The organism is Streptomyces sp. NBC_00726 (assembly GCF_045161735.1).
Taxonomy (GTDB): Bacteria; Actinomycetota; Actinomycetes; order Streptomycetales; family Streptomycetaceae; genus Streptomyces.
Window position 1 is genome coordinate 6,498,892 of record NZ_CP108983.1, and the last position, 21,420, is coordinate 6,520,311.

The following is a 21,420-nucleotide window of genomic DNA, read 5'->3' on the forward strand; positions in this document are numbered from 1 at the left end:
GGGCCGGTCGTACGGGACCGGCCCCGCGAGGTCTCAGCCCTGGAGGGCGTCCAGCGTGGCGTTCAGGCCCGGCGCCGAGCGCGGCGCGCGGTTGTGCGGCAGCTTCGACAGGACCGCCGCCATCCCGCAGGTGTTGGTGACGGCGGAGAAGACGAGACCGGAGCCGACACCGGCGGACAGCCAGCGCGCGGCCGGATATCGGACGCCCGCCAGCAGCCCGGCCACCACGAGCGAGCCGGCCGCCAGCCGGACCTGGCGCTCCATCGGCCAGGTGGCCCGCGCCCCCTCCGGGCGCTCCAGGCCGCGGCCCTCGCTCTCCCAGGCGGAGGTGCCGCCGGTGAGCGTCGCCGCCTCGATGTCGGCCGCCGACAGGACGTCGCAGGCCCGCGTCGAGCGGTTGCCGGAGGCGCAGACCATGAGCAGCGCGCCGCGGGCGGACACGGACTTGAGCGCGGGCAGCGCCTCGTCGAGCCGGTCGAGCGGTATGTTCACCGCCCCCGGCACATGCCCGGCCGCGTACTCGCCGGGTGCGCGTACGTCGATCACGGTGAACTCCGTGAGGCGGGCGGCCGCCTGGGCGGGGGAGAGGGATACGGGGCTGGTCACGAGCTGTGTTCCTTTCGTTCACCGGGGTACGGGACAGGTCTCGCTCTCGCCTGCCCCGGATGGCCCAGGATACCCCCCTGGGTATTCAGTCCATCGTGTCGCGGGTCTCATCTCCGCCTTGCCGGTTAGCCTGCCGATATGACCGATGTGACTGATGCGGCCGAGCAGCTGAAGCCCATGCCCGAGGACTGGCGGCGCGCCCTCGCCGTCGTCGCACACCCCGACGACCTGGAGTACGGCTGCGCGGCGGCGGTGGCCGGCTGGACCGACGCCGGGCGCGAGGTCACCTATCTGCTCGCGACCAGGGGCGAGGCCGGGATCGACACCCTCGAACCGGAGCGGTGCGGGCCGCTGCGCGAGCGCGAGCAGCGGGCGAGCGCGGCGGCCGTCGGCGTCTCCCGCGTCGAGTTCCTGGACCACCGCGACGGGGTGATCGAGTACGGCGTCCCGCTCCGCCGGGACATCGCGGCCGCCATCCGCCGGTACCGCCCCGAGCTGGTGATCACGCTCAACCACCGTGACACCTGGGGCGGGGTCGCGTGGAACACGCCGGACCACCGTGCCGTCGGCCGCGCCACGCTCGACGCGGCGGCCGACGCGGGCAACCGCTGGATCTTCCCGGAGCTGGGGAAGCAGGGCCTCGAACCCTGGGACGGCGTGCGCTGGGTGGCCGTGGCGGGCTCGTCCACGCCCACCCACGCGGTGGACGCGACCGCCGGTCTTGAACGGTCCGTCCAGTCCCTCCTGGCCCACCGCACGTACATCGAAGTCCTCACGGACGAGGACCCCGAGACCTACTGCCGCACCTTCCTCACCGGCAACGCCGAGGCCGCCGCCGACCGCTTCGGCGGGCGTCCCGCGGTCCCCTTCGAGCTCTTCGCCAGGTAAGGTCCTGCCGCACCGGGGTCATCCGGGTGGCAAGGCCGCCGGACTCGCCGTGCGCGACTGGCCCGGCGCCGCCCTGCGCATGGTCGAGGCCGCCCGCGCCGGGAAGGGTGCCCAGGCGTGGGGGCTCCGGCAGCAGCTGCCCGCACAGGTGGAGCGCGCCGCCTCGTACACGTACACCGGGCTCGACGGGCGCAAGGTGCCGGTGCTGGTCGGCGACGGGCAGCTGGACGGGTTCACCGACGCCGCCACCGCCGAGTGCGACCGGCTGCTCGGCGTCAGCGGCAGGCCGATGGCCTCGACGAGCCTGGGCGCGTACCAGGACAACACCGTCGCCCGGATGCTCGACGGCGACGACTCCACGTACTTCTGGAGCGACGGGGCGCCCGCCGCTGGGGACCGGCTGACCGTCGACCTCGGCGCGTCCCGGGCCATCGGCTCCGTCACGCTCGCCATGGCCAAGCCGGGCAGCACCGACGACTACCTCCACGAGGGCGTCCTCGAATACTCGGAGGAAGGCAAGACCTGGCAGAAGCTCGCGGACTCTCCGCGAATTCCAGGTCACGACCACGGACGGCGTGGTCACCGGCAACCCGCCCGCCGCCACCGGCTCCTCGCTCCGCGCGGAGGGGCCGGGCGCACGGGCATGTTCGGGACCGTTGTTCCGCAGGCTGTTCCCACGAAGGCAAGCGACCGCTTAGTATGTGCCGGAGCAGTGGTAATGCCGACAGTGTCGTGGAGGCCCCTCATGCAGGCATGGCGAGTGCACCGGAACGGCGAGCCGAGTGAGGTGATGCGGCTGGAGGAGACGGACCGGCCGGTGCCCGGCGACGGGCAGGCGCTGGTCGAGGTGCTCGCGGCGAACATCAACTTCCCCGACGCGCTGCTCTGCCGCGGCCAGTACCAGGTACGGCCCCCGCTGCCGTTCACCCCGGGCGTCGAGATCTGCGGCCGCACCGAGGACGGGCGCCGGGTGCTCGCCACCCCCGCCCTGCCGCACGGCGGTCTCGCCCAGTACGTCGTCGCCGACGAGGCGGCCCTGCTGGACGCCCCGGAATCCCTGGACGACGCGGAGGCCGCGGCCCTGCACATCGGCTACCAGACCGGCTGGTTCGGGCTGCACCGGCGCGCTCACCTGAAGGCGGGTGAGACCCTGCTCGTGCATGCTGCCGCCGGCGGGGTCGGGAGCGCCGCCGTCCAGCTCGGCAAGGCCGCCGGCGCCACCGTCATCGGCGTCGTCGGCGGACCGGAGAAGGCGAAGGCCGCCGCCGCGCTCGGCTGCGACCTGGTCATCGACCGGCGTACCGAGGACATCGTCGCGGCGGTCAAGGAGTTCACCGGCGGCCGGGGCGCCGACGTCGTCTACGACCCGGTCGGCGGGGACGCGTACGCCAAGTCCGTGAAGTGCATCGCCTTCGAGGGCCGGATCGTCGTCGTCGGCTTCGCGTCCGGCACGATTCCCACCCCCGGGCTCAACCACGCCCTCGTCAAGAACTACTCCGTCCTCGGCCTCCACTGGGGCCTCTACAACACCAAGGACCCGCAGGCCGTACGCGACTGCCACCGGGAGCTGACCCGGCTCGCCGCCGAAGGTGTCATCAAGCCGCTGATCAGCGAGCGGGTCGCGATGGGCGAGGCGGCGGCCGCCGTCCAGCGCGTCGCCGACGGCACCAGCACCGGCCGCATCGTCGTCCTCCCGTCAGGAGCCGCCCGATGACCGCACCCGACGCCGCCGGACTGCGCCGCCGCACCCGCGAACTGCTCGCCGCACACCCTCCGGCCGCCACCGGACGCACCGACTTCCTCAAGGCGCGCTTCGACGCCGGACTCGCCTGGGTGCACTACCCGGCCGGGCTCGGTGGCCTGGACGCCCCGCGCTCCCTCCAGCCCGTGGTCGACGCCGAACTCGCCGCCGCGAACGCCCCCGACAACGACCCGCGCCGCATCGGCATCGGCCTCGGCATGGCCGCCCCGACCATCCTCGGCTTCGGCACCGACGAGCAGAAGCAGCGGTTCCTGCGCCCCCTGTGGGTGGGGGAGGAGGTCTGGTGCCAGCTCTTCAGTGAACCGGGCGCGGGCTCGGACCTGGCCGCCCTCGGTACGCGCGCGGTGCGCGACGGCGAGGACTGGGTGGTCGACGGGCAGAAGGTGTGGACCTCCAGCGCCCACCTGGCGCGCTGGGCGATCCTCATCGCCCGTACCGACCCCGGCCTGCCCAAGCACCGCGGCATCAGCTACTTCATCTGCGACATGACCGACCCCGGCGTCGAGGTCCGGCCGCTCCGTCAGATCACCGGCGAGGCCGAGTTCAACGAGGTCTTCCTCACCGGGGTGCGCATCCCCGACAGCCACCGGCTCGGGCCCGTCGGGGAAGGCTGGAAGGTCGCCCAGACCACCCTCATGAACGAGCGCGTCTCCATCGGCGGCTCCCGCATCCCCCGCGAGGGCGGCATGATCGGCCCGGTCGCCAGGACCTGGCGCGAACGGCCCGAACTGCGCACCCACGACCTGCATCAGCGCCTGCTCACCCTGTGGGTCGAGGCGGAGGTCGCCCGGCTCACCGGTGAGCGCCTGCGCCAGCAGCTCGTCGCGGGACAGCCGGGCCCCGAGGGCTCGGGGATGAAGCTCGCCTTCGCCCGGCTCAACCAGGAGATCAGCGGCCTCGAAGTGGAACTCCTCGGCGGCGAGGGCCTGCTGTACAGCGACTGGACCATGCGGCGGCCCGAACTGGTCGACTTCACCGGCCGCGACGCCGGCTACCGCTACCTCCGCTCCAAGGGCAACTCCATCGAGGGCGGTACGAGCGAGGTACTGCTCAACATCGTCGCCGAGCGCGTACTCGGGCTGCCCTCCGAGCCCCGCAACGACAAGGACGTCGCCTGGAAGGACCTCTCCCGATGACCGCACGGACCGAAGCAGGCCAGGCACCCGACCTCCTCTACTCCGAGGCCGAGGAGGACCTGCGCGCCGCCGTCCGCTCCCTGCTGGCGGACCGGGCCGACGCGCCGTCGGTGATCGCGCGCACCGAGTCCGACACGCCGTACGACCCGCAGCTGTGGAAGGCCCTCGCCACTGGCATCGGCGCCGCCGGGCTCCTGGTGCCCGAGGAACTGGGCGGCCAGGGCGCCACCCACCGCGAGGCCGCCGTCGTGCTGGAGGAGCTGGGCCGCAGCGTCGCGCCCGCGCCGTTCCTGACCAGCTCCGTCGTCGCCACCGAGACGCTGCTGGCGCTCGGCGCGCAGGACGGGCCGGCCGCGGAACTCCTCGCAGGGCTCGCCGAGGGACGCCAGGTCGCGGTGGTGGCCGTGCCGTTCGCAGCCGCTTCGGCGGACGTGTACGCCTCGGTGGCGAGCGGCGCCCTGGACGGGACGCTCGGCCCGGTCGCCGACGCGGCCGCCGCCGATGTGCTCCTGGTGCCCACCGCGGACGGCCTGTACGCCGTGGCCACGGACGCGCCCGGCGTACGCGTCGAACCGCTCGTCGCGCTCGACCTCACCCGCCCGCTTGCCACCGTCACGCTCGACAGCGCCACCGGAACCCGCCTCGCGGACGCCGAAGCGGGAAGGGGTGCGGTGGACCGGGGGCTGCTGGCCGGTGCCGGACTGCTCGCCTCCGAACAGCTGGGACTCGCCGAGTGGTGTCTCACCGAGACGGCGCGACACACCCGGGAACGCCACCAGTTCAACCGGCCCATCGGCTCCTTCCAGGCGCTCAAACACCGCATGGCGCAGCTCTGGCTGGAGGTCGTCTCGGCCCGGGCCGCCGCGCGAAACGCCGCCGACGCCCTCGCCACGGGCAGCCCCGACACGCCGTTGGCCGTGGCCGTCGCGCAGGCGTACTGCTCGAAGGTCGCGGTCCACGCCGCCGAGGAGTGCGTGCAGTTGCACGGCGGGATCGGGATGACCTGGGAGCACCCCGCGCACCTCTACCTGAAGCGGGCCAAGGCCGACGCGACCGCGTACGGCACGGCGGGACGCCACCGGGACACCGTCGCCGCGCTCATGGAGCTGCCGGCGCCCTGAGGTTTCGCCGCGGGGGGCGCGGGAACACCCCCGCGGCGCCCGCGCGATCCACGCCTCTTCCCCGGTTCGGCGGCCGTGACCCAAGCGCTACCCGTTTGGCGGACACGCCGATGCGCCGGACGGCTCGCGGGCTGCGCCACACTGACGCCGAATGCCGCAAATCAGGCGCGGCGGAGGAGGCTGGCCATGGCAATTTCGATCTCAGTGGTGCTGCTTCTGCTGATTCTCGCGGTGGTGTTCCTCCGCAACGGCGGAATGAAGCTCTCGCACGCCCTGGTGTGCGGCATGCTCGGATTCCTCCTCGCGGGCACCAGCATGGCCCCCACGATTCAGGACGGCATCACGGCCACCGCCGACGTGGTCAGCGGCATCAGGCCCTGACCGTTCGCACGGGCACACTCCGGCGGCCGGTCCCGTATCCGTACGGGGCCGGTCATTCCGAGCCCGCCGCCCGCTCGGGGCCGGGCTGCGGGAGTGGAACCCTCGCCGCCGAGCCCTGCCGGACCGCCTCCACGGCGGCCGCGTGCAGCGCGCGGCTCGCTTCCTCCGACGGACAGGGCACGGGACTGCCCGCCATGGTGAACCAGTCGGCCGCGTCGGTGTACTGCACGGTGATCTGCGCCGTGCCCTCGGCCCAAGTGGTGTGGATGGTCAGGTCACCGGACAGCGGCCCGACCTCATCGGTGAGCACGCCGCCGTGCCCCGAATACACTCCGCGTGTTGTCCAGGACGCCCAGGTCATGCTTTCAGGCTCGCACCAAAGTGCCCGGATCGCGACCCGCGTGACCAGGGAATTCGGACTGTCGTCGCATCTTCGCCCGCCGTGCACGAAATCCCCCCGAACCGCGTCGCCACGCGGGACCGGGACGGGATCGCGGTCGATCGGGTGACACTGCCCGGTCACCCCACATGCCGGAGCCGTACGGCGGTTAAGCATCCGGGCATGACATGTGACTCCCCCTCCAAGAACACCGGATTCCTCCGTGCCCACCGGGTGCGCGCCGCCGGCGTCGCCTGCGTCGTGGTCACCGCCGCCCTGCTGACCGGCTGCGGCCAGGACAGCGGCAGCACCTCCGCGAGCACGCAGACCTCGGAGGCCGCCCGCGCCGTGCCCGAGGCCACCACGAGTCCGTCCCCCACCGGGAGCGACAGCGCCTCGCCGGGCCGGATGACGGAGGACCAGCAGGAACGCAAGGACCTGATCTCCGCCACCAAGGTCACCTACGACAAGGCCGTCACCACGGCCGAGGGCGAGGTCAAGGGCGGCAAGCTCGTCGACCTCGAACTCATGACCGCCAAGGACGCGGCCGACGAGGACGAGAGCCCCAGCCCCTCCCCGACGGGCAGCCCCTCGCCCACCGGCAGCCCCTCCCCGACGGGCAGCGCAGCGGCCGGTGCCCCGCAGTGGGTCGCGACCGTCGCCGCCAAGACCGGGACCAAGCACAAGGTCCACATCGACGCCGTCTCCGGCAAGGTCCTCAGCTCGTCCGAGGACAGCGACCAGAGCACCTCGGACAAGGCCAAGACGGCCAAGCGGATCACCCAGGCCAAGCAGACCCCGCAGCAGGCGGCCAAGGCCGCCACCGCGAAGCAGCAGGGCACGGTGACCGCCCTCGACCTGGACGACGACGACCAGGGCGCGCTCGTCTGGAAGACCGACGTCGTGACGAAGGACTGGAAGAAGACGACCTTCGACATCGACGCGTCCAACGGCTCGGTCACCCACCAGGAGACCGACAACGACTGATCCCACGCTCTCCGAGTGGCCCCCGGTCCGCACGGACCGGGGGCCACTCGCGTCAGGCGGACCCCACGGGCTCCTGCTCGTCGCCCGCCGCGTCCGGCGAGGCGAACTGAGTCCGGTACAGCTCCTCGTACCGGCCACCCGCCGCCAGCAGCGCGGTGTGCGTACCCCGCTCCACCACCCGGCCCTCCTCCACGACCAGGATCAGATCGGCGGCCCGCACCGTCGAGAGCCGGTGCGCGATCACCACGGCGGTGCGCCCCTCCAGCGCCTCCGTCAGGGCCTCCTGCACGACCGCCTCGGACGTGGAGTCGAGGTGTGCGGTCGCCTCGTCCAGGATGACCACCCGCTGCCGGGCCAGCAGCAGCCGGGCGATCGTCAGCCGCTGGCGCTCCCCGCCGGAGAGCCGGTAGCCGCGCTCGCCCACGACCGTGTCGAGCCCGTCGGGCAGCGACGCCACCAGCCCGTCGAGCCGGGAGCGCCGCAGCGCGTCCCAGATCTCGTCCTCGGCGGCACCGGGCCTGGCCAGCAGGAGGTTCGCGCGTACCGAATCGTGGAACAGGTGCCCGTCCTGGGTGACCATGCCGAGCGTTTCCCGGATCGAATCGGCGGAAAGATCGCGTACGTCGACGCCGTTCAGCCGTACCGCACCCTCATCGGTGTCGTACAGCCGGGGCAGCAGCTGGGCGATGGTCGACTTGCCGGCGCCCGACGAGCCGACCAGGGCGACCATCCGGCCGGGCTCGGCCCGGAACGAGACGTCGTGCAGCACCCGCGTGCCGCCCCGCGAGTCCAGCGTCGCGACCTCCTCCAGCGAGGCCAGCGACACCTTGTCGGCCGACGGGTAGCCGAAGGAGACCCCGTCGAACTCCACGGACACCGGCCCCTCGGGCACCGTACGGGCATCCGGCTTCTCGGTGATCAGCGGCTTCAGATCCAGGATCTCGAAGACCCGCTCGAAGCTCACCAGCGCGCTCATCACCTCGACCCGGGCGCCCGCCAACGCCGTCAGCGGAGCGTAGAGCCTGGTCAGGAGCAGCGCCAGCGTCACGACCGCGCCCGGCTCCAGGCTGCCGCGCAGCGCGTAGTAGCCGCCCAGCCCGTAGACGAGGGCCAGGGCCAGCGCGGACACCAGGGTCAGCGCCGTGATGAACGTGGACTGCGCCATCGCCGTACGGATGCCGATGTCCCGTACGCGCCCGGCCCGCGCGGCGAATTCGGCGGACTCGTCGGCGGGCCGGCCGAAGAGCTTCACCAGGGTCGCACCCGGCGCCGAGAACCGCTCGGTCATCTGCGTGCTCATCGCCGCGTTGTGCGCGGCCGCCTCACGCTGCATCCGCGCCATCCGCGAGCCCATCCGCCGGGCCGGTACGACGAACACCGGCAGCAGCGCGAGCGCGAGCAGCGTGATCTGCCAGGAGATCGTCAGCATCACCGCGAGCGTCAGCACCAGCGTCACCACATTGGACACCACCCCGGACAGGGTGTTGCTGAACGCCCGCTGCGCACCGATGACGTCGTTGTTGAGCCTGCTCACCAGCGCCCCGGTCCGGGTCCGGGTGAAGAACGCGACCGGCATCCGCTGCACATGGTCGAAGACCGCCGACCGCAGGTCCAGGATCAGCCCCTCACCGAGCGTCGCCGACAGCAGCCGGGTGAGCAGCCCGAGCCCGGCCTCCGCCACGGCGATCACCGCGATCAGCAGGGCGAGACGCACGACCGTGCCGCTCTCCTTTCCCTGCACGATCGCGTCGACCACCCGGCCCGCCAGCATCGGCGTCGCCACGGCCAGCAGCGCGGTGACCACGCTGAGCAGCAGGAACCGGTAGAGCTGGTTGCGGCGTGGCCGGGCGAACGAGGCGATCCGGCGCACGGTGGCCCGGGAGAAGGGGCGGCGGTCCGCTTGCGCGTTGATCGTGCTGTGCAGCGACGTCCACGCGGTCACTTCCATGCTCATACGGGTGCCTCCGGGGCAGAACGGATCGGTACGGCCCCGGCGGCCGGTGCGGACCGGGGGTGTGCGAAGAACGCTAGAAGCTCAAGCGAACTTGAGGTCAAACATGCGGTGCCCGGTGCGGACCCGGCACCGGACCTGCGTAGAATCGGCCCCTGTTTCCGGCCGGACCACGGCAGACACGACCGATTGAGGCAGTTCGACGTGAGTTTCACAGACAGTTCCGACGCACCCATCTACGCCGGTCTCGTGGAGGAGCACGGAGATGTGATGGCCGAGGTGCGCCGGGTGGCTGAAGAGACCATGCGGGAGGCCGACCGGGCCATCGACTTCAGCGATATCCGCAGGTCACCGGCGTACCGCTAGCCCACAGCCCGTCCCTCCCGGGGCTTACGTCCGAGCGCTTCCCGATCCGCCGGTGACCCCGGCAGACCCGCGCGGACGGCCCGACCGTACTACCCGTCCGGCACATTCCGGAGGCGGTACGGGGATGTCTCGCACTGCGGACCCGGCTCTCCCGTCGGAGCATGGAACGAACAGCCGCCGACGACATCGGGACGAAGGGAAGCCGGATGGGTGGTGAACGGCATGAGCCACCGACCGACGCGTTCGAGGCCGAGCTGGACCAGATCGAGGCGCTGAACCGGATGCAGGCGCCGGGCCCCGACCCGGTGCTTCCCCCGGGGCCCGACCAGGGGACCCGGGCCGCCGGCACGCCGGAAGAGGCCAGACGCCGTGACTCCCTGCTGCTCTCGGCCGGACACGCGGTCGCCGCCGCCGACACCCTCGACGAGGCCCTGAGACTCGCCGCCGGCCTGTACGCCCCCGATTTCCCGCTGGACGGCCAGTGCGTCTTCGGCGTCGCCGACGGCAACCTCACCGCGCTCGGGCAGTACGGATTCCGGCCCGGCGGCGCGGGCCGCGGCTTCCGCATGCCCATGAACACCGGCTACCCGGCCGCCGAGGTGGCCAGGACCGGGCGCGCCGTCTACCTGGACTCCCCGGAGGAATACCGCCGCCGCTTCCCGGCGACCTGGCACCTGTCCGCGCGCAAGGGCCGCGAGGCATGGGCCTTCCTGCCCCTGGTGACCGCCGGTCGGGTCGTCGGGGTCTGGCTGGCAGCCTTCCGCACCCCTCTGGACTTCACCGCCAGCGAGCGCGCCCTGCTCACCGTCACCGGACGCATGATCGCCCAGGTCCTCGAACGGGCCCGGGCCAGCCGCGCCGAACTGGAACTCTCCCGGGGCCTGCGCCGCAGCATGCACACGGCCGGCGCGGCCCTGACCGGGCTCAGCGTCGCCACCCGCTATGTGCCGACCGGCGGCGGCCTCATGGTCGGCGGCGACTGGTACGACAGCATCGACCTGCCGAACGGGCGGATGGCCGTCGTCATCGGCGACGTACAGGGGCACGACGTGCACGCCGCGGGGCTCATGGCGCAGCTGCGTACCGCCGTGCACGCGTACGCCGCCGAGGGGCACGGCCCCGACGCCGTCCTGGCCCGCGCCTCCCGCTTCCTGACCACCCTGGACGAGGACCGCTTCGCGACCTGCCTCTACATCGAGGCCGACCCGTCCACCGGCGATCTGCACATCGCCCGCGCGGGCCACCCGCACCCCGTCCTGCGTATGCCGGACGGCACATGTGTTCTCAAACACGTCAGCGGCGGCCTTCCACTCGGGCTGATGCCCGGCGAGGAGGACTACCCCATCGACACCGTGCGCCTGCACGAGGGCGAGATCCTCATGCTGTGCACCGACGGGTTCATCGAGAACGGCGGCCACGACATGTACACCGGCTGGGTGCGGGTGCGCGACGCGTTCTCGCCCGGCCCCACCGACGACCTGGAGGGCATGGCCGACCGGCTCATGGCGGCCGTCCTCAACCCCGGACCCGGCGCCCGGGAGGAAGCCGTCGCCCGCGACGGTGACGACATCGCCCTCCTGCTGCTGCGCCGCGACGCCATCCACGCCCGCGCCGAGGTCAGCCAGCGCCGTCTGATGCTCACCGTCGGCCAGGACCAGGGGGAGGGGCTGGCCGAGGCCCGCGCGGAGCTCAAGGCGCTGCTGCACGACTGGGCGCGCCCGGACCAGGTGGACACCGCCGTGCTCCTGGCGACCGAACTCCTCGGCAACGTCCTCGTGCACACCGACCAGGACGGCGCCCTCAACGCCACCGTCTCCGGCGAGACCGGCACCCGCCGGCTGCTGGTCGAGGTCATGGACCGCGGCGACGAACTGCCCCACCAGCGCACCCCGGGCGAGCTCGCCTCCTCGGGCCGCGGTCTGCTCCTGCTGGACATCCTCGCCGACCAGTGGGGTGTACGGCCCGAGCCGGAGGGGAAGACCGCCTGGTTCGCGCTGAACGAGGCCGCCCCCGCCGACGGCGTGGACGCGCCGGCCATCTGAGAGCGGGACGACCGGCGACCCGCCCGGGTCAGACGCTCTCGCCCGGCCGCTGCACCAGCACCGCGCCCAGGAACAGCCCGGAGCCGATCGCGGTCACGAGGGTGACCAGCTCCGTCAGGTCGCGGAAGCCCTCGATCGCGTACCCGCCCGCCAGGGCCGTCAGTCCCCGCATCCCGAGCGAGCCCACCGTCAGCGTGAAGAAGCCCGGCAGCACCAGGACCAGACGGGGCGGGCGGCCCGGCCGGCGCGCCAGCCAGGTGGTGGCCGCGCCGAGCACGACCGCCGCCGTGAACGTGCCGCCCACATCGCCGAGCAGCTTGGTGAAGCCCGTCTGCACGCCCACCGTCAGATACACGAGCACCAGGAGCATGCCCAGCAGCCGGGCGGGTACGGCGAAGGCGAGCAGGGCGCCCGCGGTGAACACGATCCAGCTCGCGAACAGCATCCAGCGCGGCAGGTCCGCCGCGGCCGCCACGTCGAACAGGTCCTGACGCGGGCGGCCCGTGATGACCAGGCCCAGGATCACGCCCACATAGAGCTGGACCAGGAGCGCGACCGCGTACACCAGGCGCACGGCGCCGGTCGTGAGGTACCCGGCGGCCAGCTCGGCCGCCGCCGCGCTGAGGTAGTCACCGGGCACGAAGAAGAACAGCGCCGGAAGCATCAGCAGCACCGGGCCGCCGTGCGCGGGGGAGCGGGCGAACACCTCCAGGGCGAGCAGCGAGACGGTCACCGCCGCGACCAGCGGCAGCACCTTCGCCAGCCGGGGCAGCCGGTCGGCGGCGACCGCCAGGCACGCCGCGACCGTGCCGAGGACCGCCGTGCTCCCGACCTCGTACCAGGTCGGCTGCATCAGCGGCGCGAAGCCCACCGAGAACAGCACCACCCCCAGCAGCTTCGCCCACCAGGGGTACGGGGGAGCGGCGCGGGTGATCGCGGTGAGCCGGTCGCTCGCCCTCCTGGTGTCCAGCCGGCCCGCCGCCACCTCGTCCAGGAGCGGCTTGAGCGCCACCACCTGGTCCATCCGGAAGACCTCGGGGAAGGCGCGCACCACGAGGGCCGAGCGGCGGCCGTGCGAGGTCACGACGACCGTGGCGGCGTCCGGCAGCACCGCCACCGCCGCACTGCCGCCGAGGCCGCGGGCGGCCGAGGTGACGGAGCGTTCGACCTGCTCCGCCCCCTCGCCGCTGGTCCCGAGCAGGAGCCGGGCCAGCCCGTCGAGGAAGCCGACGAGGGCGTCGTGCTCGTCGGCTTCCGCTACGGGCTCCGTTCCCGGCACCGCGTTCAGCGCGCCGCGCGGGCGAAGGCGTGGAGGAAGCGGGCCTCCACCTGGGCCATGTGCTCGATCTCCGTCGGGTCGACGCTCTCGTTGGGCGCGTGGATGAGGCACTTCGGCTCTTCGACGCCCATCAGGATGATCTCGGCCGACGGGCAGAGGTCCGCGAGGACGTTGCAGAGCGGGATGGACCCGCCCTGGCCGAGGTACGTCATCGGCTTGCCGTACACCGCCTGCATCGACTCGCCGAGCGCCCGGTACGCCGGGCCGTCCGTGGCCGCGCGGAACGGCGCGCCGGACTGCTCCGGCTCCACCTCGATCCGTACGCCCCAGGGGGCCGCGCCGGTCAGATGGTCCGTCAGGGCGCGTTGGGCGGCCTCCGCACCGGTGCCCGGCGGGATGCGCAGGCTCACCCGGGCCCGGGCGGTGGCCGGGACCGAAGCGGAGGAGCCCACCACGGGCGGGCAGTCGATGCCGAGGACGGTGACGGCCGGGCGGGCCCACAGCAGGTCGGACACCGAGCCCGTGCCGGTGAGCGGCACGCCGTCGAGGACGCCCGCGTCTTTGCGGAACTGCTCCTCCTCGTAACGTGCGCCCTGCCAGGTGCCCGAGGCGTCCAGGCCGCGTACGCGGGTGGCCCCGGTTTCGGGGTCGCGCAGCGTGGAAAGCAGCTGGATCAGCGCGGCCAGCGCGTCGGGGGCCGGGCCGCCGAACATCCCGGAGTGCACCTCGCCGGCCAGCGTATCGACGGTGACCACGACGTTCACCAGGCCGCGCAGGGAGGTGGTGGCGGTGCCGACGCCGACGGCCGCGTTCCCGGTGTCGCAGATCAGCAGGGCGTCGGCGGCGAACTGTTCGGGGTGCGCGGCCGCATAGGCTTCGAGGCCGCCGGTGCCCTGTTCCTCCGAACCCTCGGCCACAAACCTCAGCCCGACGGGAATGTCGTCGCCGAGCGCGCGCAGGGCGGTGAGGTGCATGACGATGTTGCCCTTGCAGTCGGCCGTGCCCCGCCCGTACCAGCGGCCGTCGCGCTCGGTCAGCGTGAAGGGCGGCGTGGTCCACGCGTCGTCGTCCAGCGGGGGCTGTACGTCGTAGTGGCAGTAGAGCAGTACGGTCGGGGCGCCGGGCGGGGGCGGGCGGTGCCCGATCACCGCGTTGCTGCCGTCCGGGGTCTCCACGAGGCGTACGTCGTGCAGACCGGCCCCGGTGAAGGCGTCGGCCACCCACCGGGCGGCCCGTACGCACTCCTCGGGCGGATACTGCCGGGGGTCGGCCACCGAGGGGATGGAGACCAGTTCGGTCAGGTCCGTCCGTGCGCGGGACATCAGGCCGGAGATACGTCCGGCGAGTTCGTCGGTGGCCATCAGCGCCTCACAGTGTTCTCGGTCTTGAGGTCGGCGATCTTGTCCTCGATCTTGTCCAGCTTGTCCGGACAGTAGATCTCCAGGATCTTCGCCTCCGCCCGGATCGCCTCGGTGTCCCCGATCACGGGGCGCATGCCGGGGCCGGTGGCGCCGTTGGAAATGCTGATCTTCCACAGCGCCGACTTGAGCGAGGAGCCGGGCTTCTCGCAGACCTGGCCGCCGTCGTCGCCCAGGGTCCGCTTGATGGTGCCCACATCGGGCCGGGGGTAGCCGGCCTCCTCGGCGGCGTCGGCCAGCTGCTCGGCCTTCTCCGTCGCCTTGTTGTTCGTCTTGACCTTCTCGTACCGGATGATGCCGACGACCGCGAGCGCCACCAGGAGGACGATCGCGCCGATGTAGAGCCAGCGGTGCTCGGAGGCGAAGCGGGTCGGGCTCATGACGCGGCCTCCTCACCGGCCGCCGCCGTGCGCCAGCCGGGTTTGCGCAGTTTCAGGAACAGCCAGGGGATCAGCAGCCCGAGGATGACGAGCCCGCCGCCGACGATGGCCACGTACACACCGACGCTGCCGCCGCCGAACTGGGAGGGCGGGACGAAGCCGATGGCCAGGGCCGCGAGCGACGCCAGCAGACCGACCCCGCACAGCAGCCCGAGCGCCGGGACCCGGTAGCCGCGCGGATGGTCCGGCTGGGTCTTCCGCAGCCGGACGGCCGCCACGAACATCAGCAGGTAGACGATGAGATACACCTGAGTCGTGATGGTGGAGAAGATCCAGTAGACGCTGGACACGTTCGGGATCAGCGCGTACAGCAGCGCGATGACGGTGGTGACGATGCCCTGCGTGACCAGGATGTTCTGCTGGATGCCGTTCTTGTTGAGCCGCTGGAGATAGGGCGGCAGATAGCCCTCGCTGCGGGAGATCTCCAGCAGGCCCTTGGACGGCCCGGCCAGCCACGTCAGCATCCCGCCGAGCGCCGCCGAGATCAGCATCACCGCGGCGATCGGCGTCATCCAGCCGACATGGAAGTGCGAGAAGAACGCGTCGAACGCCTGCATCACACCGGCCGTCAGGCTCAGCTGGCTGGCGGGCACCACCCAGCTGATCGCGAGCGCCGGCAGGATGAAGATCAGCAGCACCAGACCCATCGCCAGGAACATCGACTTCGGGTACTCCTTCGCCGGATCGCGCAGTGAGGAGACGTGCACGGCGTTCATCTCCATGCCGGAGTACGAGAGGAAGTTGTTGACGATGAGCACCAGGCTGGCGAGCCCCGTCCACTGGGGGAACAGATGCGCCGAGGTCATCGGCGCGGCGGAGCCGTTCCCCTGTCCGAGGAAGACGATGCCGAGCACGACCAGCACCGTGCCGGGGATCAGTGTGCCGATGACGAGCCCCCAGGAGGACAGGCCCGCCAGCGCCTTGGTGCCCCGGGACGAGACCCAGACGCCGGTCCAGTAGAGCACCATGATCACGATCGCGGTGTACACGCCGTTGGACGCGAGCGAGGGGTCGATGACGTACGCGATGGTGGACGCCACGAACGCCAGCAGGCTCGGGTAGTAGAAGATCGTCATCGCGAACTGGCACCACACGGCGAGGAATCCGAGCGGCTTGGACAGCCCTTCGCTCACCCAGCGGTAGACACCGCCGGGCCAGCCCGAGGCCAGTTCGGCCGAGACCAGTGCGGTCGGCAGCAGGAACACGACGGCCGGCAGGAGATAGAGGAAGACACAGGCCAGCCCGTAGACCGCCATCGTCGGCGCGGCCCGCAGACTCGCCACCGACGCCGTCGTCATCAGGGCGAGCGTCAGCCAGCTGATCCTCGGCGCCGCCGGCCGGTCCCTGACGGCGGTGCGTGCCGAATCCTTCGGCAGATCCGCCGGCATGTCCATCGCGCTCATCCGTACCTCCGGTCGCGACGCCACAGTGCGTTCAGAACGCCAGCCTTGGCCGCCTCACGCCCGTCCGCGCGCGGGGTCACCCGAAAGGGTGGCCGGTGCGGTGTTTACGGGTGGTCGCCGCGCTGAAGAGGGCGTGCCGCAACCGTTGACAGCTCTCCCGGGAACTGGCTTCATGAGCAACGCCATTGGGAGCGCTCCCATGCCCCCGTGGGGCACGCACGTACCCCCGCACACACCCGGCACCCCCACCGACGTGACGAAGGGAAAGTCCGTTGCGCTCGCTCACCCTCCCCGCCCTGCGAAGGCGGTCCCGAAGACCAGACCGTGTCCGGCACGGCCGGGGCCCCGTCGGAGCCGTCGCCCTGGCGCTCGCCGTCGGCGCGGGCCTGCTGCTCCCGCTCTCCCGGCCGGCCGGCGCGGCTGCGGCCCCCGCCTTCGACTACGGCGAGGCGTTGCAGAAGTCCGTCCTGTTCTACGAGGCCCAGCAGTCCGGAAAGCTGCCCGACACCAACCGCGTCTCCTGGCGCGGCGACTCCGCCCTGGACGACGGCAAGGACGCCGGCCTGGACCTGACCGGCGGCTGGTACGACGCCGGGGACCATGTGAAGTTCGGCCTCCCCATGGCCTACTCGGCCACCATGCTCGCCTGGGGCGGCACGGAGCAGCGTGCGGCGTACGAGGCGTCGGGCCAGCTGCCCTACCTGCGCAACAACCTGCGCTTCGTGGACGACTACCTCCTGAAGGCCCACCCCTCGCCCAATGTGCTGTACGGGCAGGTCGGCAACGGCGGCGACGACCACAAGTGGTGGGGCCCCGCCGAGGTGATGCCGATGGAGCGCCCCGCGTACAAGATCGACGCCTCCTGCCCCGGAAGCGACCTGGCCGGGCAGACGGCCGCTGCCCTGGCCTCCTCCTCGATGGTGTTCTCCGACAGCGACCCGGCGTACGCGGCGAAGCTGATCACCCACGCGAAGCAGCTGTACACCTTCGCCGACACCTACCGGGGCAAATACAGCGACTGCATCACCGACGCGCAGAGTTACTACAACTCCTGGAGCGGGTACGACGACGAGCTTGTCTGGGGTGCCGTCTGGCTGTACAAGGCGACCGGCGACACCGCGTACCTCGCCAAGGCCGAGGCGTACTACGACAACCTCTCCACCGAGCCGCAGACCACCACCCGGTCCTACCGCTGGACGCTCTCCTGGGACGACACCTCCTACGGGGCCTATGTGCTGCTCGCCCAGCTGACGGGCAAGCAGAAGTACATCGACGACGCGAACCGCTGGCTGGACTGGTGGACGGTCGGCGTCAACGGGCAGCGGGTGCCCTACTCACCCGGCGGCCAGGCCGTGCTGGACAGCTGGGGTTCCCTCAGATACGCCGCGAACACCGCCTTCGCCGCGCTCAGCTATTCCGACTGGCTGACCGGTGACGCCGTCCGCAAGGCCCGCTACCACGACTTCGCGGTCCGCCAGATCGACTACGCGCTCGGCGACAACCCGCGCGGGTCGAGCTATGTCGTCGGCTTCGGCGAGAACCCGCCGACCAAGCCGCACCACCGCACGGCCCACGGCTCGTGGACCGACCAGATGACCAACCCGGTGGAGACCCGGCACACGCTGTACGGGGCACTGGTGGGCGGCCCGAGCGCACCCGACGACACGTACACCGACGACCGCGGCAACTACGTCAACAACGAGGTCGCCACCGACTACAACGCCGCCTTCACCGGGGCGCTGGCCCGGCTCTACGCGGAGTACGGCGGGGCCCCGCTCACCGGCTTCCCGCAGCCGGAGCGGCCGGATGGTCCCGAGATGTCGGTCCAGGCGTCGGTGAACGCGGCCGGCGCGGACTTCACCGAGATCAAGGCGTACCTGATCAACCGTTCCGCGTGGCCCGCCCGCGCGCTCACCGACGCCTCGGTGCGTTACTACTTCACGCTCGAACCGGGCGTCGCACCCGGCGACATCAGCTTCACCACCAATTACAACCAGTGCGGCGAGGTGACGGGCCCGACGCATCTGGCGGGCGACGTCTACTACGCGACGGTGGACTGCTCGGGTACGGACATCGCACCGGCCGGCCAGTCCGCGTACCGCAAGGAGGTGCAGTTCCGGATCAGCTCGGCCGGTGCCTGGGACCCGACGAACGACTGGTCCTACCCGTCGACGGCCACGACCCCGGGCGGCACGCCGGTCGACGCCCCGCACATGGTGCTCCTGGAGGGCTCGGCGCCCCAGTGGGGCAGCGCACCGGACGGCACGGACCCCGGCCCCGGCCCGACCACCACCCCCGACCCGACGACGACTCCCGACCCGTCCCCGACGCCCGATCCGACGGACACACCCGGCCCGACGGACACACCCGATCCCGCACCGGGGGCCTGTCACGTCACCTACCGGGTCAGCCAGGCGTGGGGCACAGGTTTCACCGCCGATGTGACGGTGAAGAACACCGGATCGACTCCGCTCGACGGCTGGCGGCTGGCCTTTGACTTCCAGGGCGCCGAGAGCGTCGGCAACGCCTGGAACGCGACCGCCGCACAGAGCGGCACCCGGGTCACCGTCGAGAACGCCGGCCACAACGGCTCCGTCCCGGCGGGCGGCAGCGCCTCGTTCGGCTTCCAGGCGAACGGCGCGCCGGGCGCCGACCCGGACTCCTTCACACTCAACGGGAAGGAGTGCGACTGACCGCTCGGCGCCGACGCGTCGCGGTGCGCCGTCCGTCACGCCCCGGACGGCGTCCGCAGCGCCGCGTACGTCCCCGACACCGCCGCCAGCAGCATCACGCAGCCCGCGAAGACCAGCCCGGCATCGCGCAGCCCCACCGCGGTCGCCAGCGCGCCCACCCCCACCACCGGCAGGGAGATCCCCGTGTAGGCGACGACGAAGAACGCCGAGATGGTGCCGCCCCGGTGCTCGGCGGGGGCCGCCTCGCTCACGAGCGTCAGCGCCGCCCGGAAGGCGAGCCCCTGCCCGATGCCCCCGCAGACGGCACCCAGGACGAGCAGCACCAGCGACTTCGCCGGCAACGAGGAGGCGACCAGCAGAAGCCCCACGATCAGCACGCCACAGCCCAGCGGCAGCGCGCGGCGCGCCCCGATGCGCGGGGCCAGGGACTGCCCCACCGTCGAGGCGCAGAACACCGAGAACACCACCGCGCCCGTCACCGCCAGGTTGCGCACATCCAGCGTCTCGGCCGCGAAGCTGGGCGCGACCGCCGTGAACAGGCCGAGCAGCGCGAAACCGGCGAAGGCGGCCAGCGAGGCCGGTACGAACACGCCCTTCACCTCGGCGGGCACCCTGACACCCTGCGGTTCCAGCCGGGGCCACCGCCGGGGTTCGGCCACCGTCTCCGCCAGCCGCCAGGTGATGAGGCACGCCACGGCGATCAGACCCAGGTGCACCCAGAACGGCAGCGACAGCGGCCAGGGCGTGTACTCGGCCAGCACCCCGGAGAGCAGTGGGCCGCAGCCCAGCCCGCCCATGTTCGCGGCCGTCGCGGCGAACCCGGCACGCGCCTGCTGACCCGGGCCCGCGAGCTCGATGACCGCCGCCGTCGCCGCGCCGCTCAGCAGCCCCGCCGCGCCGCCGGACAGCACCCGCCCGGCGAAGAGCAGGGGCAGCCCGCTCTCCAGCAGGAAGCACCCCGCACTCGCGGCGGACAGGGCCATGGCGGCCAGCAGCACCGGCTTGCGGCCCACCTTGTCCGAGTAGTTGCCCGCCACCAGGAGTACGGAGATGACCGCGACCGCGTACACGGCGAAGACCACGGTCACCATCAGCTCGGAGAACCCGATCTCCTTCTGGTAGAGCCCGTACAGCGGGGTCGGCAGCGTGGTGCCGGCCATGCCGATGGCGAAGACCACCGCAGCCGCGAGATAACCCGCGCGATGCCCGCCCGTCCGTCCCGTATCCTCACGCGCCATCACGCATGCCACTCTATGCAGCGGGCGGCCCCCGGCCGGAGCGACGGGCGGCGGCCCGCCGCAGCCCGAAAGAGAGCCACCACCATGAGGATCGCCGACGCGCAGGTCGTCGTCACCAGCCCCGGCCGCAACTTCGTGACACTGAAACTGACGACGGACGAGGGGGTCACCGGTCTCGGCGACGCCACGCTCAACGGCCGCGAGCTCGCCGTGGTCAGCTACCTCACCGACCATGTGGTGCCCCTGCTCACCGGCCTGGACCCGCACCGGATCGAGGACACCTGGCAGTACCTCTACCGGGGCGCGTACTGGCGGCGCGGCCCGGTCACCATGGCCGCCATCGCCGCCATCGCCGCCGTCGACGTCGCCCTGTGGGACATCAAGGCCAAGGCCGCCGGACTGCCGCTCTACCAGCTGCTCGGCGGCGCCTCCCGCGACCGCCTCGCCACCTACGGCCACGCCAACGGCCGCGACATCCCCGAACTCCTCGACTCCGTGCGGCAACGGCTGGACGAGGGCTACCCCGCCGTTCGCGTCCAGACGGGCATCCCCGGCCTCAAGGCCGTCTACGGCGTGCACACCACCGGCGCACAGGGCGAGCGCGTCCTCCACCAGCAGACCCGGCCCCTGGTCGAGGACTGGGACACGGACGCCTACCTCCGCCACACCCCCGCCGTGTTCGAGGCGGTACGTGCCGAGTTCGGCGCCGGGATACCACTCCTCCACGACGCCCACCACCGCCTCACGCCCATCCAGGCGGCCCGGCTCGGCAAGGACCTGGAGCCGTACCGTCCGTTCTGGCTGGAGGACTGCACCCCCACCGAGAACCAGGAGGCGCTGCGGCTCGTACGCCGGCACACGACGACGCCCCTCGCGACCGGCGAGGTCTTCAACACGGTGTACGACTACCAGACGCTGATCACCGAGCAGCTGATCGACTATGTGCGCAGCGCGGTCACCCACTTCGGCGGGGTCACCCCGCTGCGCAAGCTCTTCGACTTCGCCGCCCAGTACCAGATCAAGAGCGCGATCCACGGTCCCGAGGACATCTCCCCGGTCGGGATGGCCGCCGCCGTCCACCTCGGCTTCGCCGTGCACAACTTCGGCATCCAGGAGTACTCCGGCCACAACGCCCTCACCGAGGAGGTGTTCCGGCATGCGTACGCCTTCACCGACGGCCATCTGCACCCCGGCGAGGCGCCCGGCATCGGTGTGGAGCTGGACGAGAAGCTCGCGGCCGCCCATCCGTACGAGCAGACCTATCTGCCCGTGAACCGCCTCCTGGACGGCACCGTCCACGACTGGTGAACGAGGGGCCCGGGAGCGCCCG

Annotated in this window: 18 protein-coding genes and 1 pseudogene; 11 read left to right on the forward strand and 8 right to left on the reverse strand. The window is 72.1% G+C overall.

Features of this window, described 5'->3' with window-relative positions; all coding sequences use genetic code 11:
- Nucleotides 1-33: 33 nt before the first annotated feature.
- Complete coding sequence (locus OG338_RS28805) at nt 34-606, reverse strand: rhodanese-like domain-containing protein (RefSeq protein ID WP_405940149.1); 573 nt, start codon at nt 604-606, stop codon at nt 34-36.
- A gap of 138 nt (nt 607-744) precedes the next feature.
- Between OG338_RS28805 and OG338_RS28810 the strand changes: the two genes are divergently transcribed.
- The 6 genes and pseudogenes from OG338_RS28810 (at nt 745) to OG338_RS28835 (ending at nt 5,894) form a co-directional block, all read left to right on the forward strand.
- Complete coding sequence (locus OG338_RS28810; RefSeq protein ID WP_405940150.1) at nt 745-1,494, forward strand: PIG-L deacetylase family protein; 750 nt, start codon at nt 745-747, stop codon at nt 1,492-1,494.
- A 337-nt stretch (nt 1,495-1,831) separates the two neighbouring features.
- A pseudogene (locus tag OG338_RS28815) lies at nt 1,832-1,993 on the forward strand (hypothetical protein); the annotation flags it as partial.
- A gap of 246 nt (nt 1,994-2,239) precedes the next feature.
- Nucleotides 2,240-3,208: an NADPH:quinone oxidoreductase family protein gene (locus OG338_RS28820; RefSeq protein WP_405940555.1), complete on the forward strand. Its 969-nt coding sequence runs from the start codon at nt 2,240-2,242 to the stop codon at nt 3,206-3,208.
- Nucleotides 3,205-4,392 (forward strand): acyl-CoA dehydrogenase family protein, encoded by a 1,188-nt coding sequence (locus tag OG338_RS28825; RefSeq protein WP_405940151.1) that lies wholly within the window; start codon nt 3,205-3,207, stop codon nt 4,390-4,392. Before OG338_RS28820 ends, OG338_RS28825 begins: the two co-directional genes overlap by 4 nt.
- Nucleotides 4,389-5,513, forward strand: coding sequence for an acyl-CoA dehydrogenase family protein (locus tag OG338_RS28830; RefSeq protein WP_405940152.1), 1,125 nt, complete (start codon nt 4,389-4,391; stop codon nt 5,511-5,513). The genes OG338_RS28825 and OG338_RS28830 overlap by 4 nt, the downstream gene beginning before the upstream one ends.
- Before the next feature lie 186 nt (nt 5,514-5,699).
- On the forward strand, nt 5,700-5,894 hold the full coding sequence (locus tag OG338_RS28835) for a hypothetical protein (protein ID WP_026171777.1): 195 nt from the start codon (nt 5,700-5,702) through the stop codon (nt 5,892-5,894).
- A 52-nt stretch (nt 5,895-5,946) separates the two neighbouring features.
- Here OG338_RS28835 and OG338_RS28840 read toward each other — a convergent pair whose 3' ends face one another.
- Nucleotides 5,947-6,255, reverse strand: a complete 309-nt coding sequence (locus OG338_RS28840; protein WP_405940153.1) for a hypothetical protein — start codon at nt 6,253-6,255, stop codon at nt 5,947-5,949.
- A gap of 201 nt (nt 6,256-6,456) precedes the next feature.
- Between OG338_RS28840 and OG338_RS28845 the strand changes: the two genes are divergently transcribed.
- Nucleotides 6,457-7,260 (forward strand): PepSY domain-containing protein, encoded by an 804-nt coding sequence (locus OG338_RS28845; RefSeq protein WP_405940154.1) that lies wholly within the window; start codon nt 6,457-6,459, stop codon nt 7,258-7,260.
- Between the two features lie 52 nt (nt 7,261-7,312).
- On the opposite strand, the gene OG338_RS28850 is transcribed toward OG338_RS28845, so the two are convergent.
- On the reverse strand, nt 7,313-9,214 hold the full coding sequence (locus tag OG338_RS28850) for an ABC transporter ATP-binding protein (protein WP_405940155.1): 1,902 nt from the start codon (nt 9,212-9,214) through the stop codon (nt 7,313-7,315).
- A 201-nt stretch (nt 9,215-9,415) separates the two neighbouring features.
- On the opposite strand from OG338_RS28850, the gene OG338_RS28855 reads away from it, so the two are divergent.
- The gene (locus tag OG338_RS28855; RefSeq protein ID WP_164629374.1) at nt 9,416-9,577 is read left to right on the forward strand and encodes a hypothetical protein; all 162 of its coding nucleotides are present in this window, start codon (nt 9,416-9,418) and stop codon (nt 9,575-9,577) included.
- Between the two features lie 206 nt (nt 9,578-9,783).
- Nucleotides 9,784-11,619 carry a SpoIIE family protein phosphatase gene (locus OG338_RS28860; protein ID WP_405940556.1) on the forward strand — a complete coding sequence of 612 codons (1,836 nt, stop codon included), beginning with the start codon at nt 9,784-9,786 and terminating at the stop codon, nt 11,617-11,619.
- A 28-nt stretch (nt 11,620-11,647) separates the two neighbouring features.
- On the opposite strand, the gene OG338_RS28865 is transcribed toward OG338_RS28860, so the two are convergent.
- From OG338_RS28865 to OG338_RS28880, 4 genes are read right to left on the reverse strand one after another with little or no spacing between them, the layout of a single operon-like run.
- The gene (locus OG338_RS28865) at nt 11,648-12,898 is read right to left on the reverse strand and encodes a threonine/serine exporter ThrE family protein (RefSeq protein ID WP_405940156.1); all 1,251 of its coding nucleotides are present in this window, start codon (nt 12,896-12,898) and stop codon (nt 11,648-11,650) included.
- Between the two features lie 5 nt (nt 12,899-12,903).
- Nucleotides 12,904-14,259, reverse strand: a complete 1,356-nt coding sequence (locus tag OG338_RS28870) for a dipeptidase (RefSeq protein WP_405940157.1) — start codon at nt 14,257-14,259, stop codon at nt 12,904-12,906.
- Nucleotides 14,259-14,696: a hypothetical protein gene (locus OG338_RS28875; protein WP_405940158.1), complete on the reverse strand. Its 438-nt coding sequence runs from the start codon at nt 14,694-14,696 to the stop codon at nt 14,259-14,261. The genes OG338_RS28870 and OG338_RS28875 overlap by 1 nt, the downstream gene beginning before the upstream one ends.
- Nucleotides 14,693-16,159 (reverse strand): APC family permease, encoded by a 1,467-nt coding sequence (locus tag OG338_RS28880; protein WP_405940159.1) that lies wholly within the window; start codon nt 16,157-16,159, stop codon nt 14,693-14,695. The genes OG338_RS28875 and OG338_RS28880 overlap by 4 nt, the downstream gene beginning before the upstream one ends.
- Nucleotides 16,160-16,431: 272 nt before the next feature.
- Here OG338_RS28880 and OG338_RS28885 point away from each other — a divergent pair, with 272 nt between their 5' ends.
- Nucleotides 16,432-18,852 carry a glycoside hydrolase family 9 protein gene (locus OG338_RS28885; protein ID WP_405940160.1) on the forward strand — a complete coding sequence of 807 codons (2,421 nt, stop codon included), beginning with the start codon at nt 16,432-16,434 and terminating at the stop codon, nt 18,850-18,852.
- A gap of 35 nt (nt 18,853-18,887) precedes the next feature.
- Here the strand turns inward: OG338_RS28885 and OG338_RS28890 are convergent, their stop codons facing one another.
- Nucleotides 18,888-20,090 carry an MFS transporter gene (locus OG338_RS28890; RefSeq protein WP_405940161.1) on the reverse strand — a complete coding sequence of 401 codons (1,203 nt, stop codon included), beginning with the start codon at nt 20,088-20,090 and terminating at the stop codon, nt 18,888-18,890.
- 84 nt (nt 20,091-20,174) lie between these two features.
- On the opposite strand from OG338_RS28890, the gene manD reads away from it, so the two are divergent.
- Entirely contained in the window at nt 20,175-21,398 is a 1,224-nt protein-coding gene (manD, locus tag OG338_RS28895) for a D-mannonate dehydratase ManD (RefSeq protein WP_405940162.1), read from the forward strand.
- The last annotated feature ends 22 nt before the right edge of the window (nt 21,399-21,420 follow it).

Coding starts and splice junctions, on each gene's coding strand:
- OG338_RS28810 (WP_405940150.1), top strand. CDS start 745: ATGACCGATGTGACTGATGCGGCCGAGCAGCTGAAGCCCATGCCCGAG.
- OG338_RS28820 (WP_405940555.1), top strand. CDS start 2,240: ATGCAGGCATGGCGAGTGCACCGGAACGGCGAGCCGAGTGAGGTGATG.
- OG338_RS28825 (WP_405940151.1), top strand. CDS start 3,205: ATGACCGCACCCGACGCCGCCGGACTGCGCCGCCGCACCCGCGAACTG.
- OG338_RS28830 (WP_405940152.1), top strand. CDS start 4,389: ATGACCGCACGGACCGAAGCAGGCCAGGCACCCGACCTCCTCTACTCC.
- OG338_RS28835 (WP_026171777.1), top strand. CDS start 5,700: ATGGCAATTTCGATCTCAGTGGTGCTGCTTCTGCTGATTCTCGCGGTG.
- OG338_RS28840 (WP_405940153.1), bottom strand. CDS start 6,255: ATGACCTGGGCGTCCTGGACAACACGCGGAGTGTATTCGGGGCACGGC.
- OG338_RS28845 (WP_405940154.1), top strand. CDS start 6,457: ATGACATGTGACTCCCCCTCCAAGAACACCGGATTCCTCCGTGCCCAC.
- OG338_RS28850 (WP_405940155.1), bottom strand. CDS start 9,214: ATGAGCATGGAAGTGACCGCGTGGACGTCGCTGCACAGCACGATCAAC.
- OG338_RS28860 (WP_405940556.1), top strand. CDS start 9,784: ATGGGTGGTGAACGGCATGAGCCACCGACCGACGCGTTCGAGGCCGAG.
- OG338_RS28870 (WP_405940157.1), bottom strand. CDS start 14,259: ATGGCCACCGACGAACTCGCCGGACGTATCTCCGGCCTGATGTCCCGC.
- OG338_RS28875 (WP_405940158.1), bottom strand. CDS start 14,696: ATGAGCCCGACCCGCTTCGCCTCCGAGCACCGCTGGCTCTACATCGGC.
- OG338_RS28880 (WP_405940159.1), bottom strand. CDS start 16,159: ATGAGCGCGATGGACATGCCGGCGGATCTGCCGAAGGATTCGGCACGC.
- OG338_RS28890 (WP_405940161.1), bottom strand. CDS start 20,090: ATGGCGCGTGAGGATACGGGACGGACGGGCGGGCATCGCGCGGGTTAT.
- manD (WP_405940162.1), top strand. CDS start 20,175: ATGAGGATCGCCGACGCGCAGGTCGTCGTCACCAGCCCCGGCCGCAAC.